This window comes from Nostoc sp. FACHB-892 (genome assembly GCF_014698795.1).
Classification (GTDB): Bacteria; Cyanobacteriota; Cyanobacteriia; order Cyanobacteriales; family Nostocaceae; genus Nostoc.
On sequence record NZ_JACJTR010000080.1, the window covers coordinates 1 to 15,980 of the forward strand.

The 15,980-nt window shown below is 43.1% G+C and carries 16 protein-coding genes; 6 read left to right on the top strand and 10 right to left on the bottom strand.

The genetic code is table 11. The features are described from left to right. The first annotated feature begins 378 nt into the window (after window positions 1-378). The 5 genes from H6G96_RS37935 to H6G96_RS37955 all read left to right on the top strand — a co-directional run bounded on the left by H6G96_RS37935 (window position 379) and on the right by H6G96_RS37955 (window position 6,083). Window positions 379-1,170, top strand: coding sequence for a ParA family protein (locus H6G96_RS37935; RefSeq protein ID WP_190919455.1), 792 nt, complete (start codon window positions 379-381; stop codon window positions 1,168-1,170). A gap of 2 nt (window positions 1,171-1,172) precedes the next feature. Beyond that, window positions 1,173-2,291, top strand: coding sequence for a ParB N-terminal domain-containing protein (locus H6G96_RS37940; protein WP_190919457.1), 1,119 nt, complete (start codon window positions 1,173-1,175; stop codon window positions 2,289-2,291). A gap of 170 nt (window positions 2,292-2,461) precedes the next feature. Beyond that, window positions 2,462-4,708, top strand: coding sequence for an ATP-dependent RecD-like DNA helicase (locus H6G96_RS37945; RefSeq protein WP_190919459.1), 2,247 nt, complete (start codon window positions 2,462-2,464; stop codon window positions 4,706-4,708). Window positions 4,709-4,797: 89 nt separating this feature from the next. After that, window positions 4,798-5,748, top strand: coding sequence for an RNA polymerase sigma factor, RpoD/SigA family (locus tag H6G96_RS37950; RefSeq protein WP_190919461.1), 951 nt, complete (start codon window positions 4,798-4,800; stop codon window positions 5,746-5,748). Between the two features lie 86 nt (window positions 5,749-5,834). Beyond that, window positions 5,835-6,083: a hypothetical protein gene (locus tag H6G96_RS37955; RefSeq protein ID WP_190731864.1), complete on the top strand. Its 249-nt coding sequence runs from the start codon at window positions 5,835-5,837 to the stop codon at window positions 6,081-6,083. A gap of 376 nt (window positions 6,084-6,459) precedes the next feature. On the opposite strand, the gene H6G96_RS37960 is transcribed toward H6G96_RS37955, so the two are convergent. From H6G96_RS37960 to H6G96_RS42705, 6 genes are all read right to left on the bottom strand, one after another. Beyond that, on the bottom strand, window positions 6,460-7,626 hold the full coding sequence (locus H6G96_RS37960) for a calcium-binding protein (RefSeq protein WP_190919463.1): 1,167 nt from the start codon (window positions 7,624-7,626) through the stop codon (window positions 6,460-6,462). Between the two features lie 290 nt (window positions 7,627-7,916). Continuing rightward, window positions 7,917-9,344 carry a heme peroxidase family protein gene (locus tag H6G96_RS37965; RefSeq protein WP_190919465.1) on the bottom strand — a complete coding sequence of 476 codons (1,428 nt, stop codon included), beginning with the start codon at window positions 9,342-9,344 and terminating at the stop codon, window positions 7,917-7,919. A gap of 316 nt (window positions 9,345-9,660) precedes the next feature. After that, the gene (locus tag H6G96_RS42700) at window positions 9,661-9,786 is read right to left on the bottom strand and encodes a hypothetical protein (protein ID WP_277933080.1); all 126 of its coding nucleotides are present in this window, start codon (window positions 9,784-9,786) and stop codon (window positions 9,661-9,663) included. 127 nt (window positions 9,787-9,913) lie between these two features. Next, the gene (locus tag H6G96_RS37970) at window positions 9,914-10,051 is read right to left on the bottom strand and encodes a hypothetical protein (protein WP_190919476.1); all 138 of its coding nucleotides are present in this window, start codon (window positions 10,049-10,051) and stop codon (window positions 9,914-9,916) included. Further along, a complete protein-coding gene (locus tag H6G96_RS41995) occupies window positions 10,024-10,161 on the bottom strand; it encodes a hypothetical protein (protein ID WP_242063600.1) in 138 nt (45 codons plus the stop codon). The genes H6G96_RS37970 and H6G96_RS41995 overlap by 28 nt, the downstream gene beginning before the upstream one ends. A 5-nt stretch (window positions 10,162-10,166) precedes the next feature. Further along, entirely contained in the window at window positions 10,167-10,289 is a 123-nt protein-coding gene (locus H6G96_RS42705) for a hypothetical protein (protein WP_277933079.1), read from the bottom strand. Between the two features lie 118 nt (window positions 10,290-10,407). Between H6G96_RS42705 and H6G96_RS37980 the strand changes: the two genes are divergently transcribed. After that, on the top strand, window positions 10,408-10,794 hold the full coding sequence (locus H6G96_RS37980; protein ID WP_190919467.1) for a nuclear transport factor 2 family protein: 387 nt from the start codon (window positions 10,408-10,410) through the stop codon (window positions 10,792-10,794). Here the strand turns inward: H6G96_RS37980 and H6G96_RS37985 are convergent. The 4 genes from H6G96_RS37985 to H6G96_RS38000 form a co-directional block, all read right to left on the bottom strand. Then, on the bottom strand, window positions 10,791-14,012 hold the full coding sequence (locus H6G96_RS37985) for a plasmid replication protein, CyRepA1 family (protein WP_242063601.1): 3,222 nt from the start codon (window positions 14,010-14,012) through the stop codon (window positions 10,791-10,793). The genes H6G96_RS37980 and H6G96_RS37985 overlap by 4 nt on opposite strands. Window positions 14,013-14,130: 118 nt before the next feature. Continuing rightward, complete coding sequence (locus H6G96_RS37990; protein ID WP_190919469.1) at window positions 14,131-14,730, bottom strand: alpha-ketoglutarate-dependent dioxygenase AlkB; 600 nt, start codon at window positions 14,728-14,730, stop codon at window positions 14,131-14,133. An 18-nt stretch (window positions 14,731-14,748) separates the two neighbouring features. After that, window positions 14,749-15,471 (bottom strand): KilA-N domain-containing protein, encoded by a 723-nt coding sequence (locus H6G96_RS37995; protein WP_190919471.1) that lies wholly within the window; start codon window positions 15,469-15,471, stop codon window positions 14,749-14,751. 59 nt (window positions 15,472-15,530) lie between these two features. Next, the gene (locus tag H6G96_RS38000) at window positions 15,531-15,851 is read right to left on the bottom strand and encodes a DUF1392 family protein (RefSeq protein ID WP_242063602.1); all 321 of its coding nucleotides are present in this window, start codon (window positions 15,849-15,851) and stop codon (window positions 15,531-15,533) included. Window positions 15,852-15,980 lie beyond the last annotated feature (129 nt).

Below are 15,980 nucleotides of genomic sequence, written 5' to 3' on the forward strand. Positions count from 1 at the left end.
AAGAGGGAGTGTGCCATCATTCCTGCCAAGGAGAAGGAATGGCTGTTGTCGAAAGTACTTCCCTTGCTTGCAGTCTAATCGCTGTTTGCTCACAGTTGGGGCATTTTACTTTTGTGAAAATTACTGACTGAGTTTTGAGTTATTCATCAACTAAAATCAAATCAGATCTAACAAATGAGGTAATGGGTTTGGGCTGTTGCTGTTTTGATGGTTTAGATGGACGTTGGGTTGATTTCAATTTAATTTTGTTTATTTCTCAATCCTTAAAAAATGTGTCGTATTTTAAAATACGACAGAAATAGGTGACAAATACAAATGCATGATATACATTTTTCAAAAGCTTAATGTCGAATTTCAAAATCCGACAAAAAAACTGATATGAAGCAGATAGTTCTCTCACTGATAGCTAACGCAGGCGGTGTAGGTAAAACTACACTCAGTGTACACCTTGCATACGAGATAGTTCGGCGTGGCTTTTCTGTAGCAATACTTGACTTAGATCCACAACGCTCTTTAGATGTGTTTTGTGGGATACCACCTGCCGAAGTATCTAATACTCTAGTCAAAGCATTATCCAAAGATTTTAAGGGGGATTGGAAATTAATTTCGGTTTGGGAAGAATCAAAAATTCAAGTCTGCCAAGGACATCCGTTAATGGCTGAAATGGCCAACGAATTAGTAATTAGGAAACGAGGAGAGTACACACTTAGTGATCGCTTAAAAAACTATCCATTACCTCATAACTTAGTAATCTTGGATTGTCCGGCCACATTGGGAATGCTGAATGTTAATGCTTTAGCCGCTTCAACTCACATATTAGTTCCAGTGCAATTAGAAATGAAAGCGATTTCTGGTTCAGCAGAATTGGTAGAATGGTGCATTTCAACCAGCGATGAGTTACAGTTATCACCTCGTCCACCAATTTTAGGGTTTGTGCCAAGTATGTATGATGATACCGTAGCGATGCACAGACAATATCTAGAGCAATTACCAGAAATCACTGAACATTTACAATTGAAACTTTACCCCAAAGTTCGTAGTTCCAATGAATTCAAAAATGCTAGCGCTCACGGGCTACCTTTACAAAAATACCGTCCTAAACATTCTGCTTGTAAAGATTTTAAGCAAATTACAGATGATTTAGTCGCTTTAATTAAGGAGAAAAAATAATCGTGGCTTTGCCTAAAATTGCTAGTAAATTTAGTAGTGCAGTTCAAAAAACTGAGCAAGAACAAAAAATTGCTGAACTTCAAATAGAAATAGAAAGACTCAGAACCGCACAATCTCCTGAATTAGAGAATGAGCTGCAAAAACTCCGAGAACAACTTCAAAATCAATCAGGAGAGGTACAAGTTGATTTAAATCTCATTGACCCGAATCCTAATCAGCCTCGGCAGACGATTACACCAGAATTAATACAAGCAAAAGCACGATTACTCAAAAAACACGGGCAGATTTCAGCAGTCATCTTAGTCAGACAGAGTAATGGTCGTTACATACTGTTAGATGGGCAGCTACGTACAGAAGGAGCTAAATTACTAGGCTGGTCAACTATTCGTGCAGTAATAGTGGCAATGCCTAATGACTTAGATCAATCTGCATTACTAACTTTTCTTGGCTTTGAAGACTTGAATCCTTTAGATAAAGCAGAGGCAGTATTTAAAGAAGTAATGAAGTCCGCTAATTTGTCAATGGATGAAGTTTCCACAATGTTGGGAACGGTAATTAAAAGAATAGAGAGAAATGGAAATAGTAAAGAGCTAGCAAAATTGATGGCTGTTAGCGTCGATGAACAGCAACAGGGCTTAGAACTATTGGAAATTACAGGTAAAGAACAGAGTCTACTACTAGTGCTGCTAGAGTTAGGGTTAAATCCTAGTTCTGTGAAAGCTAATTTAATGCCGATGCTTTATCTGCCTGAAGATTTAAAACAGGTCATCAGGCAGCATGGACTCAAAGGCGCTCATGCTTTAGCATTGGCAACTCTATCTGCCAAGGCATTAGACATCTCCGAAAATCAAGCAGCATCCGAACGGATTGCAGCAACAGATCAAGTCTTAAAGAAAAATCTGACAGTAACAGAAACTCGTGAACTGGTTAGAAAAATTAAGATCAAGTATTTAAAGTCAAATGAACAAGAGTTAAAAGAGGTAAAAATAATATTTCAAAAAGTTAATGAAATTTCTGGAGATTTGCTTAAAAAAGCTAGTAGTAAACAGCTTCACGAAATGCGCTCTCTTTTCCAGCAGAAATTACAAGAAATTGACAAAGTTATTGCTACAAGTAAATAAATTCAATATTCTTACTTTTACAAATTGTTTCATAGGAGTAAGTTAAGCTAATCGGAGAAATTAGGGTGAGTTCTCGATGACACTAATACTGGGTGTGTAGTTTAGTATTTATGTACTATAATTTGCTGAATTCCAGTATTATAATGATGTGCGGCATCTGATGATAAGCAATGTCCACTCCCCCTAATCTTTCCCCTCAACAAGTAAGCGCCTTTCCTCAACACGAAACAATCACCGGAGTCGTAGAACGCCTAACTTTTTACTCTGCTGAATCGGGTTACACAGTGGCAAGACTGACCCGCCCCCGTAGCACCGAACTTACAACAATTGTCGGCAGCTTTGCCAATATTCAGCCAGGTCAAACTCTACAGCTAACTGGTTTCTGGCGTGACCATCCACAATTTGGGCCACAATTCCAAGTCATCAATTACCAAGAAACCAAACCAGCCACTCTCACTGGAATTGAGAAATACCTTGGCAGTGGGTTGATTAAAGGTGTTGGCCCAGTCACGGCAAGACGGATTGTTGCTCACTTCGGTTTAGAAACTCTGGACATCATCGAAAACCAGATTGAACGACTGATTGAAGTCCAGGGTATTGCCAAAAAGCGGATTACTCTCATCAAAAACGCTTGGTCAACTCAGAAAGCTATCAAAGAAGTGATGGTGTTTCTCCAAGGGCATGGCGTTTCTACCACTTATGCTGTGAAGATTTACAAGCAATATAAAGATGAAGCGATCGCCACTGTTACCGAAAACCCATACCAGCTAGCAGCCGACATCTATGGTATTGGTTTTCTGACTGCTGACAAGATTGCGCGAAATATCGGAATTGCTCCTGACTCAGAATTTCGTTACCGTGCGGGGATTATCCACTGTTTAAGTGAAGCTGCCGAAGATGGCCACTGTTACCTGCCACAAAGCGAATTGATTGAGTCGGTAATAAAACTACTGACTACCGAATCTCATCAGCCCACAGAAGAAGCGGTTGCGATCATTATTAAAGATATGGCTCTGGCAGAGGAACTGATTAGAGAGCGGGATGAAGAAAAAAGGCTACTTTGCTACAAGCCAACTTACTTTCATACTGAACAGAATTTAGCTCAACTGATACGCCAACGCTTGGAAAATGCTGTTGGCACTGACATTGAGCGTGTGCGTGATTGGATTGACCGCTTTACAGCCAGCCGTAAAATTCAGCTTTCAGAACAGCAACGCCAAGCTGTAGAAACAGCAGCCTACTCCAAAATCATGATTTTGACTGGTGGCCCTGGCGTTGGAAAGACCTTCACAACTCACACGATTGTCAGCCTGTGGAAAGCAATGGGTAAATCCATAGCCCTAGCTGCACCCACTGGACGCGCTGCTCAACGTTTGGGTGAAATGACTGGGCTGGAAGCTAAAACTATTCATCGCTTGTTAGAATTTGACCCCCGCTCAAGGGGTTTCAAGCGTGATAGCGAAAATCCTTTACCCCACACGGCAATTATCGCTGATGAAGCTTCGATGCTTGATTTGTTTCTGGCTTACTCCTTAGTTAAAGCAGTATTGGCTGGCGCTCTACTATTGTTGGTGGGTGACATTGACCAGTTACCATCTGTGGGCCCAGGTCAAATACTTGCTGATTTAATTAATTCTGGTCGTGTGCCAGTAGTGCGGTTGACCCAGGTATTCCGTCAAGCTCAAACAAGTGCCATTATCACTGCTGCTCACCAAATTAATCGAGGAATTTACCCAACAATTGAGCCTATATCTGATAATCCCATGTCCGACTGTATTTGGCATGGCGGCGGACATCAGCCTGAACATGGAGTGCAGGCAATCTGCGAGTTGATTACCGATTTGATTCCACGCTTAGGTTTTAATCCTGCCACTGATGTCCAAGTGCTTTGCCCGATGACACGGGGAGTAATCGGGACTCGTAACCTGAACACAGTATTGCAGCAGTTGATCAACCCACCCAGCCCCAACAAGGTGGAGATCAACAGAGGTGGGAATTTGTTACGCGATGGCGATCGCATTATCCAGCTAACCAACGACTACAACCGCGAAGTTTTCAACGGCGACTTGGGAATAATCCAAGCCATTGATACTGTCGAGCAGGAAGTTATAGTACTGTATGGTGAGCGGACTGTGGTTTACGATTACGCTGACCTGAATGAAATTGCCCTTGCCTGGAGCATTTCGATTCATAAAAGCCAAGGCTCAGAATATCCGGTGATAGTTCTGCCAATGTATATGCAGCACTATATGATGTTGACCCGGAACCTGTTTTACACCGGGCTGACCCGTGCCAAGAAGTTAGCGATCGTGGTTGGAGCAAAAAAAGCGATATCTCTGGCGGTGCGCTCTACCAACGATCAACAGCGCTACACAAGGTTAAAGCAGAGGTTACTTCACCCAGAACTGCATTGGTGATGAATTTTGATTATTAAAAATAGAAAACTTTATTGAGCTATTTGATTTATACTTTTAAATTCCTTGGTTTAAAAAAGTGTTGAGTTTGTATGTCCAGCCTGAGTTCCGACATGGTTCGCATCTATTTGCAGGAAATTGGTCAGTATCCTTTATTAAAGCCAGAGGAAGAAATTGCTTATGGTAGACAGGTACAAGAAATGATTGCCATTGAGCAATCTAAAAATGAACTCACTCAAGAGCTAGACCGTGAACCAACTTTAAGAGAATTAGCCAATGCTGTTGCTCAAACTGAAACACAAGTCAGAGCAGCATTACACCTTGGTCAAAAAGCTAAACAAAAAATGGTGACAGCAAACCTGCGGCTGGTAGTTTCTGTTGCTAAAAAATATCAAAACCGCAATTTGGAATTTTTAGATTTGATCCAAGAAGGAGCGATCGGTTTACAACGGGGTATAGAAAAGTTTGATCCCAACCGAGGTTATAGGCTATCAACCTACGCTTACTGGTGGATTAGTCAAGCTATAACCAGAGCTATCGCAGAACAATCCCGCACTATTAGATTACCTGTTCACCTCACTGAAATACTTACCAAAATTAAGAAAGTACAGCGAGAAAGCTTTCAAAAACTCGGTCGTCATGCCACTGCTGAAGAAATAGCAAAATCATTAAACCTCAGTACAGATAAGCTTCGAGAATATCTCGCCGCCTCTCGAACAGCCATCTCTTTAAATAAACAAGTCGGAGATGAGAAAGAGACAGAATTGGGCGAAATTTTAGCAGACGTTGGCACTTCGCCAGAAAAACTGCTCACCCAAGAACTTCTATCGCAAGACGTAGCTAAATTCTTAGAACCATTGACACCGATTCAACGTCAAGTGTTGACTTTAAGCTTTGGGCTAGAGAACGATCAGCATTTCAATCTCGCTCAGATTGGCCAACAGCTAAACCTCAGCCGAGAGCGCATTCGTCAAATCCAGGTCAAAGCTATAAGTATTCTTCGCCATCATCAAAATGACATTCAAGAGTATTTATTTGAATAAGAGAATGTTTTAGTCAGATGATGCACGGATCTTACAGAACTGATATTGAAAAACTATATTAAAGAAGTAAGGCTACATAGTAATCAATGCCCAGCAAAACAATTGATGTCCGAGAGTACACCGTTAGAGCGCACAAACGGGAAATTCACACCCGTGTTTTCAACTTCGTATGTAAGCAGTGTGAACAACCCACACAACGAGAAACCTTTGGTGTGCGACCGCTCTACTGTGAGCAATGCCGTCCACCACAAGCGCCCAAGAAATCAGTAGTTCCTCTCAAGAAGAGAAAACCCAGAGCTATGACTTACAAGAGCGGTAAAGACATAGCCGGATGATTTGTTGTCTCAATGTTTTGAGTGAGCGCACGAAAGTGAGTAAAGCAGTGCGCTCATTCGCCCAACCTAACTCAAACTGGTAAAAAGTAACAAGAATGAATGTCACCCTTGTAAAAGTGAAACCTAGTTTGGGCTATCTTGTTGGGGGTAGGGTTAGACTGAGTGTGTTTAAGGCAATTGAATTTTAGTGCGTCAACGGATGTAAAGTTGTAACGCAAAACGTAATTTGGCACAGCGACAAATAATTTGTCACTGTACATTTGGGAATGATATTTTCTAAAACAATGCTAAATATATCTGCGTCCGTTGGGCGGGGTGTGCGATGGCATACCCGCCCGCCAAGAAAGCGATCGCCAAAATCCCTAAATTTTTTAATCTACAGAAGAACAGCGAAATTGGAAGCGGCTAAAAGAGGAGAACCCGCAATAGTTACAAACAAACCTCCTGTACCAAAACCAACGGCATCGTTATTCTGGTTGTAGAACAAATTGCCATTGCTAGAGTTATAAACAATCTCTGCACTACTACCTTGAGCTAGAGAATCACTAGTAACTACAGCAAAGTCAGAGTCAATTAATGCACCACTAATAGTGTTGTCTAGAGCCGTAAAACTTCCTTTTGATAAACGGATGCTGTCTGTACTACTTGAAAAGTCAGTAATTTGGTCTACACCGAAAGATACGGTAAAAGGTGTTTCAGCGAAGAAACTGAAAACATCTGAATCTGTGCCTCCCGTTAAGGTGTCATTACCTGCTCCACCGTTGAGGGTATCGCTACCTGCTCCGCCATTGAGGCTATCGTTACCATCGCTCCCCCGAAGAAGATCATTGCCTGTTCCAGCGTTGAGAGTATCGCTACCTGCTTCACCATTGAGGGTATCGTTACCACTACCTCCATTGATAGTGTCGTTGCCATCTCCACCATCAATGGTATCATCTCCAGCATTACCTTCTAATTGGTTGTTTTGTCCATCGCCTTTAATACTGTCACTTTCATTTGTACCGATCACATTGTCAAAGTTGAGTACATCGAATCTTAATGTTCCTAGAACAGGAACGTTATTGGCAGAGATAGTTTGGGCTTGCAGGTCTGCAATGGCAAATACCCCAACTCTCGATGCAGATGCATCTATAGTGTTGTTGGCAACAGTGGGATCAGCAATAACCCTTTCTATTTGAAAGACTTCATCATTTCCAAGAACTCCGTCAGCTTTTTTAACTGTGCCTACACCTGAGAGGGTTATGGTTACACCTAGTGTGCTATAGTCTGCTACATCAATGCCAGAACCACCAATTAAGGAGTCGTTGCCATTTCCACCAATAAGGGTGTCGTCGTTAGAACCACCGTTGAGGGAGTCGTCGCCATTTCCACCATCGAGAAAGTCGTTGCCATTATTGCCAAATAGAAGATCGTTACCAATCGAACCTATAAGAATATCATTTCCATCATCACCAAGAATAACATCAGATAAAGCAGTACCCGATGTGGTATTATTGTCAACTAGATTGCCATCAAAAATGTCGGTAAAGACTGGGTTAGGCATAATTTTTTATCTAAACTTTACTTTTGCTTTTAATTTAAAAATTAGGGTTTTTAAAAATAATGATGGCGTAAGAGGTGTGCTTCAACCTCTTTCACCTCTTACCCCATCAAATATGTTTCTTTCAATATTAGGAGTGAACGCCATTCGGCTTGAATAGCCTCACGGTTACAAAATGTTGACTCAACAATTGAACCTTTGCAAGGATAAAGTTTTTAGCCGAAGTAAGTATAATTGCACAGTGAAACTTGAGTGGAAACAAGCCCTAAGCAGCTGGCTGATAGACAGTAAGTTTATGCAACTCCAGCGAACTTCAGCAAGCTAACAATACCAAATTTCTCCTCTGCATTAACTGGCAGTGTCGGGTGCCAAGTCGGATCTGCTCTTAAGAAAGATAGGCGGTCTCCTTCTAACAGACCAATGAATACTTCTGCCACGATCCGACCACCTACAGGGCCTAAAGTTCTGCCCTCGGCTCGTAGTTCTGCTTCTTTGAGAATATAGAACCATAAAGGTGTTTTCTGCTCCATTTGAACTCCCAAATCTTTTAAATCTTTAAGGTCATTGTTAGTGAGAGGTTCAATGCACATTGCTTTGGCAAGCGCTTGTCCTGATGGTAAGCTGAAAGTCAAATGTCGCAATAAATTTCTCTGCGCCAAAGAAGAAGGGTTGTCAGACAAGCCAGCTATAGCACTGAAAGGCAGTTGGAACAGTGCGCTTGATATCTTGGAATCAATTTTTTTGCTGATGTTGTCAGGTTCCGGGCTGCCATCTATGTGAAAGAATCTGTGCCATTCCACAAACCTTCGTAGAGCGCGCTTGCCACCAGCTAAATTGTCAGGGTCAGGGCCTGGGTTAGCCGGATCTGTACCGAACATGGCAGCACGGAACCCGCTATTGACCACGTATCCTGGTCTGACTTGGCTGTGACCAAAGCGGTATGCAGCGACAGAAAACTCTACGGGAATAAATGGTTCGTTGCGCCAATTGTAAAACTTGCGACCATTCTTAAGGATATCTTGTACCAGTTGTTCACCGACGATATGAGGTAAGAACTCATGTAGTACAATCCATTGGTAATGCCAGCGCACCAAACGCTGTGCTTCTGCGAATGCCTGAGTGGGGTCGGTAATTCCGTCGGCGATAACTTTGTCGATTACCGCATTGTGGAATTTCAGGAACGCTAGGTGTAATTGAGAGAGAATTGTGTTTTCGTCATTGCGCGGATCGCCAATCAAAGCTGTATTTTGACTATTTCTGGGCAGGTCGTCTTTAGATTCTGCATTGGTGGGATCAAGTTTCTCAATTAAGAACTTAATCCCACGGCCATTTGGCGAATTATCGTACAAATGGGGGCTAGCAGCCGGACCAGAGCCATAGATGCTATCTAGCTCGAACCCTGGGGTACGGAAGTTGACGATTGATTCTGGGTCGTTTTGTCGTTCGAGGCTAGAAGTAGGATCGAAGGTGAGATCGTGGTCAAGAAACTGGCCAAGAAATGTAAAACCGGCTGGTAGGACAGAGGGATTATCAGGATTGTCAGCCCCTGCATCCATGATTCCACCGAGTTCTCCCAGAGTTAGTAGCGATTTTCGTACCGCTTGTGTGTCAGGTAAAAACGGCACTAGCGATGGAAAAAGTCTACCAAACCTGCCCTGATCGTAATACTTGGATCTGGGGGGGACGATATCTCTCAAGTACAGTTGTCCATGTTTAGTCATTGGAATTCCTCAAAGATTGATTAAGACTTAGATAAAACTGCAAAACCATCAGGGCAAAAGCATTTAAATTACTCTTGCTCACAACCAAATAGCGATAGTAAATAACGCTGCAAAGTTGAGGATACAATTATATTGTTTGAGTAAACTTGAAGCTTAGTTTTATACCAAATATTGTTTGGTTAAGCTCTAATAATTAATCAACTCTAATTCTGAAATTTACGTAGATGTTTACAAAAGTTCAAAAACACTTTAATTACTAATTAACCTTACAATGTAGAAAAATACAATTTATAAATAGATTTAAACAATCCATATCTTACTGCTTAAGTGAAAACCGCTGCCTCATCTCCTGCAACTTTCCTGCTTCCCCTTCCGGCATTATCCGCACAATCCTCTGCTTCCTTGCCCAATCCAACCAAGTGCTGACATTAGTTGTTGTCACAGTATTCTTCCCCTTAGCCCCACTCTGGCAAGCATTAATAAACAGATCAGTCTGGAACCTATCCCACTATTCCAAAAAACCCTACTTCTTTTTGTAAAATGTGCTTGAAAACCTTAATTTTTCGTTTTCAGTTCTCAATAAGCTTAAGCTTTGTAGCACAAATATTATTAGTGGGATAGGTTCTGGTTATCGCACCAGCAGCAATCGCATCTTTGACACGAGCGATCGCTGGCTCCTTCACAACCCAACAATTCGTCCCATCCACTCCACCCAATCGGGCGCTTTGGCTATCAGTTGACCAAACTTCTCCGGTTCAATATCTTCAAACACCAGCATCACACCGCAACGCTCATCACTCGTCAGGGTACTGAGCAATTCTTTTACCGCATCAACCCCGTACTCAACCCGTTCAATCGCCAGCCGAACATAATATTTAACCCGCTACCACTAAGAATCACTAAGTTGTTCATCCATGTCCATACCCAAGCGATTATTCCTGCCATCTTCAAAAATTTAATTTCTCCTTTACTCTCTGCTTTTCTGTCTCTTCGATCAGTAATTGGGGTTTGTACCTCTATATTATTAATGGCTAGGCAAAATCATAGTGATGAGAAACTCTAAATGACAAATCTTGAACTTATCAAAGAATTGTATAGAGCTTTTTGTGAAAAAGATTATGATGCTTTCTTAGAAATTTGCACTTTCGATATTCAATGGGTTCAAAATGAAGGATTTACAGGAGGTAGAACTCACATAGGGGTACAGTCCGTGGTTGAAGGAGTGTTCAAAGCTTTCAATAACGATTGGAAGTCATGGTCATTTGAAATTGAGCAATATCTTGATGCAGGAGAGGAAATCATTGTCATTGGTAGCTATGTAGGTTGCCATCGAGTATCTGGAAAGTCGTTTTGTTCTCCGGCGGCTCATGTGTACGATATTCGTAATGGTAAAGTATGCCGATTCCGGCAATTCACAGATACTAAAATTATCTGGGATACAATGGACTAAACCCCCACCAACCAATCGCACACCACAGACCTACACCCGTCAGCAAAGTTAACCCAAACCTGCCACTGCCCCAGGTATGCGTTCCAGTAAGGCTCACCATCAGCAACGCCAACAGCCTCGCCTTCCTTGGAGACTAGCTCTTGGTAAAACTTCCCAACGCTGTCGAGTCCAAGGCGCATTTTCAGCTTCAGCCCCTTCCATCCTTGGACAGTCGGACTTTCCACTGGCGTGAGTGTTTGAGGAATATACTGGGGGGTGGTGTCAATGACTGGTGTAGTTGTACTTATATTATTGCTGACTGACACCGACTCACTAAGAAACAGTTCATCCCGATTTAACCACTGCCCAAAAATCGAATCACGCCTATCATCAGGCGGAACAAACTGATAAACGCACTCCCGGTTTTCACGCTTACCTAACCGACCAACGTAGTCCAACTTCAAATCAATCTTGGCAAGTAACTTCTGAGCGATCGCCACTGGGGTGAGTTTTTCAGAAATGGAAACATTCAAGTAATTTTTGATAACGTGCCGATGCGTTACAGCCAGTGCCTTAAACTCCAGCATCTTCTCGTCACTACCACGCAACTGAACGTCTGGTGTAAGAAACTGCAACAGATTCAGATTTTCCAGTAACAACACAGCAGGCAATAACTGCCCCTTGTTAAAATCTGGTTTCCAAACTGAATTCTCTCCCGCCTCTAATTGTGCCTTAGCCCTTTTCGCATCACGGTTGGTCAGAAACTCTCGCCCTAGCGTCAAATAATAGTGCATTCTCAGTTGAGGATACCACCCGTCATCATCTTTCTCGACCAAATCCGGTGTAACTTCAATTTCATAGCGACGGGACAATTCCGCCTTGCGCTGCTGATGTCGTTCAGTTTTCGTTTTGGCACGTTTGTCTTGCAGTTTTTTCAGTTCGGTTGGGGAGAGTTCACTAGCAGAGGCGATCGCTTCACACTCAGCAGTATACAATTGCTCACTTGCTGCAATAACCGACTCGATTACTGCCCCACTCTCATCGTCCGATGCATCGTCGGCATCAATAACGGTGTAACCATCCTCGACCAAACCCGCAAGCACAGATTCTCTATAGCGCCGCATCTCTACGTTGATGACAGAGCCACGCTTGCCCCAAGTCTGCAAAGATTCGGGCTGAAAATTCTGATCAACATAGCTGTAGTCGTCATTGTCCGCCGCCGACAACAGCGCAATGTTCGCTTGTGTGGCGACGTGTTGACTTCTTAGCAATCCCCCTATGGATGTAGAGCCATTGCCTACAACCGACATCCCCCATTCTCTGGCCCAAATATGACGGTCAACAGTCTCTCTAACCCTTGCCAACATCTGACGCACGGAATTAACAGGCTGCACTCCCTGAAAAATTCCCCAAACACCATCAAAATGTCCTCGAATGTCGATGGATACCCCAGTTTCTAAACTTGGAGAGGCGATAACCAAATCGTACTGGGTGAGAATTTCGTTCAAGTGAGCGATACAACCGAAAGCCGCATGAGAAGGATCAGCAACGGATTCGCTATCTATTCGCAGGATTCGCAATTCTGGGTATTTCCGACGAAAACGTTCTTCCAAAGCTTGGGTTCCCCATTTGGATTTTGCCTTTTGAGCAGAGCAGCAGAGTAAATGATGCCCACCTTTAGCAATGGCTTTGTCGAGTGCAGCGATGAGATTCTTCGGGTTACTGCCAGAATAGTTGTAACAGTTTCCAGCTACGTGCCGATAGTTGTTGACGATGACGAAGGGATTAACTCGATATTCACCAGCGAGTGATAAAACATACTTTACATCTGTGTCAGAAACATCGGCACTTGATAGGTAAATCTTTCCCTGACTGCTGCCCAAGACATTCTGTACTAACTGCTTGAGGTTTTTGAGAACGGACACACGCCGCTTTTGCACTTCCGTACCAGAATTGAGCAAATGCCAAAAAACTTGGTCGCATTCATCAATAATAATGACATCATTTGACCAGTCATTGGGATTGAATCGCGCCTGACTTTCTTGATGCAATGAATCCACACACACCCCATATCCCAACAATGTACCTGTTTCATTCGTGCGAACTTCGGTAACATAGTTAACACCAAATCGATTACACAATGCCTCACCTAGCTGGATACGATGAGTGATAATTAATACCCGTCTCTCTTGGTCGTGTGCTTTCGCCACCTCAGTTGCAAGCCATTCGGTTTTACCCGTTCCCTTTGGCGCTTTGAGAACAATCAGTTTTTCACCTTGAGGGACGAGAAGCTGGCCCAAGAATCTTTGATTAAGTGCGATCGCAGGCGGGTAAGTCAACAAGGTAAACAGCTTAATCTCCCACAACTCCAGTGCAACAGCCGTATTGTAGAGTGCATCAAATGCCGGCTGACCATGAGCAACGATAAAATCATCAACCCCTTTTTCTGCCCCTAACGGTAAATCAATCACCCGCAGCGAACAGCCTTCATTTACCAGCAGCCTTCCCATACGACTGATAGCGGTTCTGACTCGTTGGACTGTCTCAGGTTTATTATCCTGGTCAAAGCAGATATTAACCTGTCTCCCCTGTGTTGCGAAATGTTTCAAGTCGGGTATGAGGGATGGTTTACCATTCGCTGTACCATACTCATCTTGCGGAGTGCGGTATCCAGCGTTTACTCCCGGAATTGCGATCGCTGCATAACCAGCAGTCAATAATGCCCCCGCTTTCTTGACACCTTCTACAATTGTCACTGGTACGTTATGCCTCCAAACCCAGTGCCAGAAACCACCGGGATGCTGCAAGTCCTCTTCAGTAATGGGGATGCCGCTACGATTGGAGACTTTCACCCAAATGCGATTCGGTACTAGGAGGAAGAAGGCGCGTGTCTCTTCTCTGAATGGATGTTCGTACTTGATGAACTTGTTGATCTTTTGGCGATCTCTTCGGGGGTGGTCGGGTTTGAAGCAGCCCCACATCATTAAATTGTAATCGTTGAGGGGGTCAACGCCACTGCACCACCAGCCGCCGAGTTCAATGTGCTGATACTTTTTCAAATCGCGATCGCGTAATCGTCCATCATTGCGACGGGAGATTTTAGGGCTGTAGAGCAGATATTCGTAGGGTGTTGTGCCGTGGAGCGATCGCACATTGAGGTGAAAGATTTCTTCGTCAACACAACTGTTGAGCCATTCAGTTAAATGTTTTACTTGAGAATCAGATTCGATTGTACGCATATTCCCTCCGATATTTAGACGCATGGAAATGAAGCGGCACTTGAGTCTGTGCCGCCAGTTCAAACTTTTTGTGAGAGCTTGTGCTGGCTATGAAATCGTCATTAAGCCAGCTACAGCGTTATCTGCTCCCGCCTACGTGTGGTCGAAATGTGAGATTAATTCGCGTGCTAACGACTTTGTTGGTCTTTGGAACTTGATGCAGATGTGTAGACTGGCAGCCAGGGTGCATTACAAGCAAGCTCCCGTGTTCCAGCCAGAAATCTGTTGCTTTGCCATTTCTGGGTTTTATTTGAAACTTGCGAACACAGCCGAGACTTACAGAAGCGATCACTGGGTTAGATACCATCGATGGTTCATTGTCAGCGTGCCAACCGATGCTGTCCTGTCCACTGCGGTACTGATTTCCGATGACGATACGGAATTTATAGCCAGTCAATGCAGTGATTCTGTCGCGCAAGTTAGCCAGATTGTCTGTCCAAGTCAGGGGTTTCAAAAATACGCTATTCGAGTAGAGGTAATCACATCCGGCATCACCGTAAATACATTCGAGGCGGGGAACGGGCATTGTTTTACCCAGCATCCTGATTTGATTTTGCTGCCACTCCAGTTGTAGACAGTGTTGGTAGAGTTCGTTTGCAAGTTCTTTAGTTAAGAAATCGGGGTAATAACTGACTGGTAAAACTGGGGTTAATTCAGTGAATAAATTCAGTTGTTGCATGATACTTTTCTCCATCCGTTAGTTTTGGTTGGCACAGAAAACCTCGATCAGCACACTTTCGGGATACAAACCGACTCTTCCAAATCGTGGGTCATGAATGCGTTCTATTTCTATCCCTTGCTTTCGACACAATGCGCTTGCCTTTCGACCTTTAGTGCTGGCTTCTTTTACAGATATTTCTAAACCTTGAAGATTGGCAAAACCAACAACACTATATTTATGTCCGCATGGTGTGTTCACCCTGTCTTGCTCAACTTCAACCGCTTTGAGACGGTGCAAAATTTCAGTCTGTTGCTGTTGTTGTTGGAGTAAATGCTGTTCTTGCTCTGCCAATTGTTGTGCTAGAGCAGCAAGTAACTGAACTTGAGTCATTGACTGTTGCTGTACAGGCTCTTGACTCATCATCACTTTCATTAAGGTTCTGTTGGCCCAGATGCGGAACTCGACAGAAACCCACTGAGCTAAATCAACGGCGATTTCTGGATGAATCCAAGTACCTTGAGAACTGCCATAGCCATCAACTTCGATGACAAGAGACGATATCGGGATGACGATGTCGTTTGAAAGTGCTGTCCAGTAAGCTTTTGTGGACTTCCTTTCTTTGTAATGCCCCCAAGACTTATTATTTGCATGGCACATCTGAGTTGCATTTACGTAGCCTTTGGGTATGCTGTATTTGCCTAGCTGCCCAACTTCTGGCATTTGGTTGATATCTGAGTCACGCCATTTGTGTATCAACATAATTAACTCCCTGGTTATTGCTCAAACAGTGAAGAAAGAGGAATTGCAATCTAAGAAACTCAAGCATTCACGCGCACCAAACTTTTTTCACCAACTAATGAGAAACGATTCGATATAGTCGGTATCTTAATTAAGGTTGGTGACATCAATTCAACAAGGTAAAACCAAGAATTATGTACCAGCGCAATCCCCAAAACCAGCCGTTGTTTTGTTCCCTTATCGTGAGAACAGAGGATTACTCTTTCACCCAAAACGAAAGCAGGTTTTTGTACCTTGATAGCTTCTAATTCTCCAGTACCGATGATTTGGTTTTGTGTGGCGTGGAGTATTTCATTACGGCAATCAATTGAGTAAATCCAACATTCGTGCTTCCATTGCATCCCAATACGGTTCGGTTAAGCTCAAAACTAGGTAGACTAAGGTTTGTCACCCAAGTGTACTGATGTTGAATGCAACTCAAAGAATTCTCACTAATTTCACCAGCAATTGAATCAGGTACAGTACTCAAA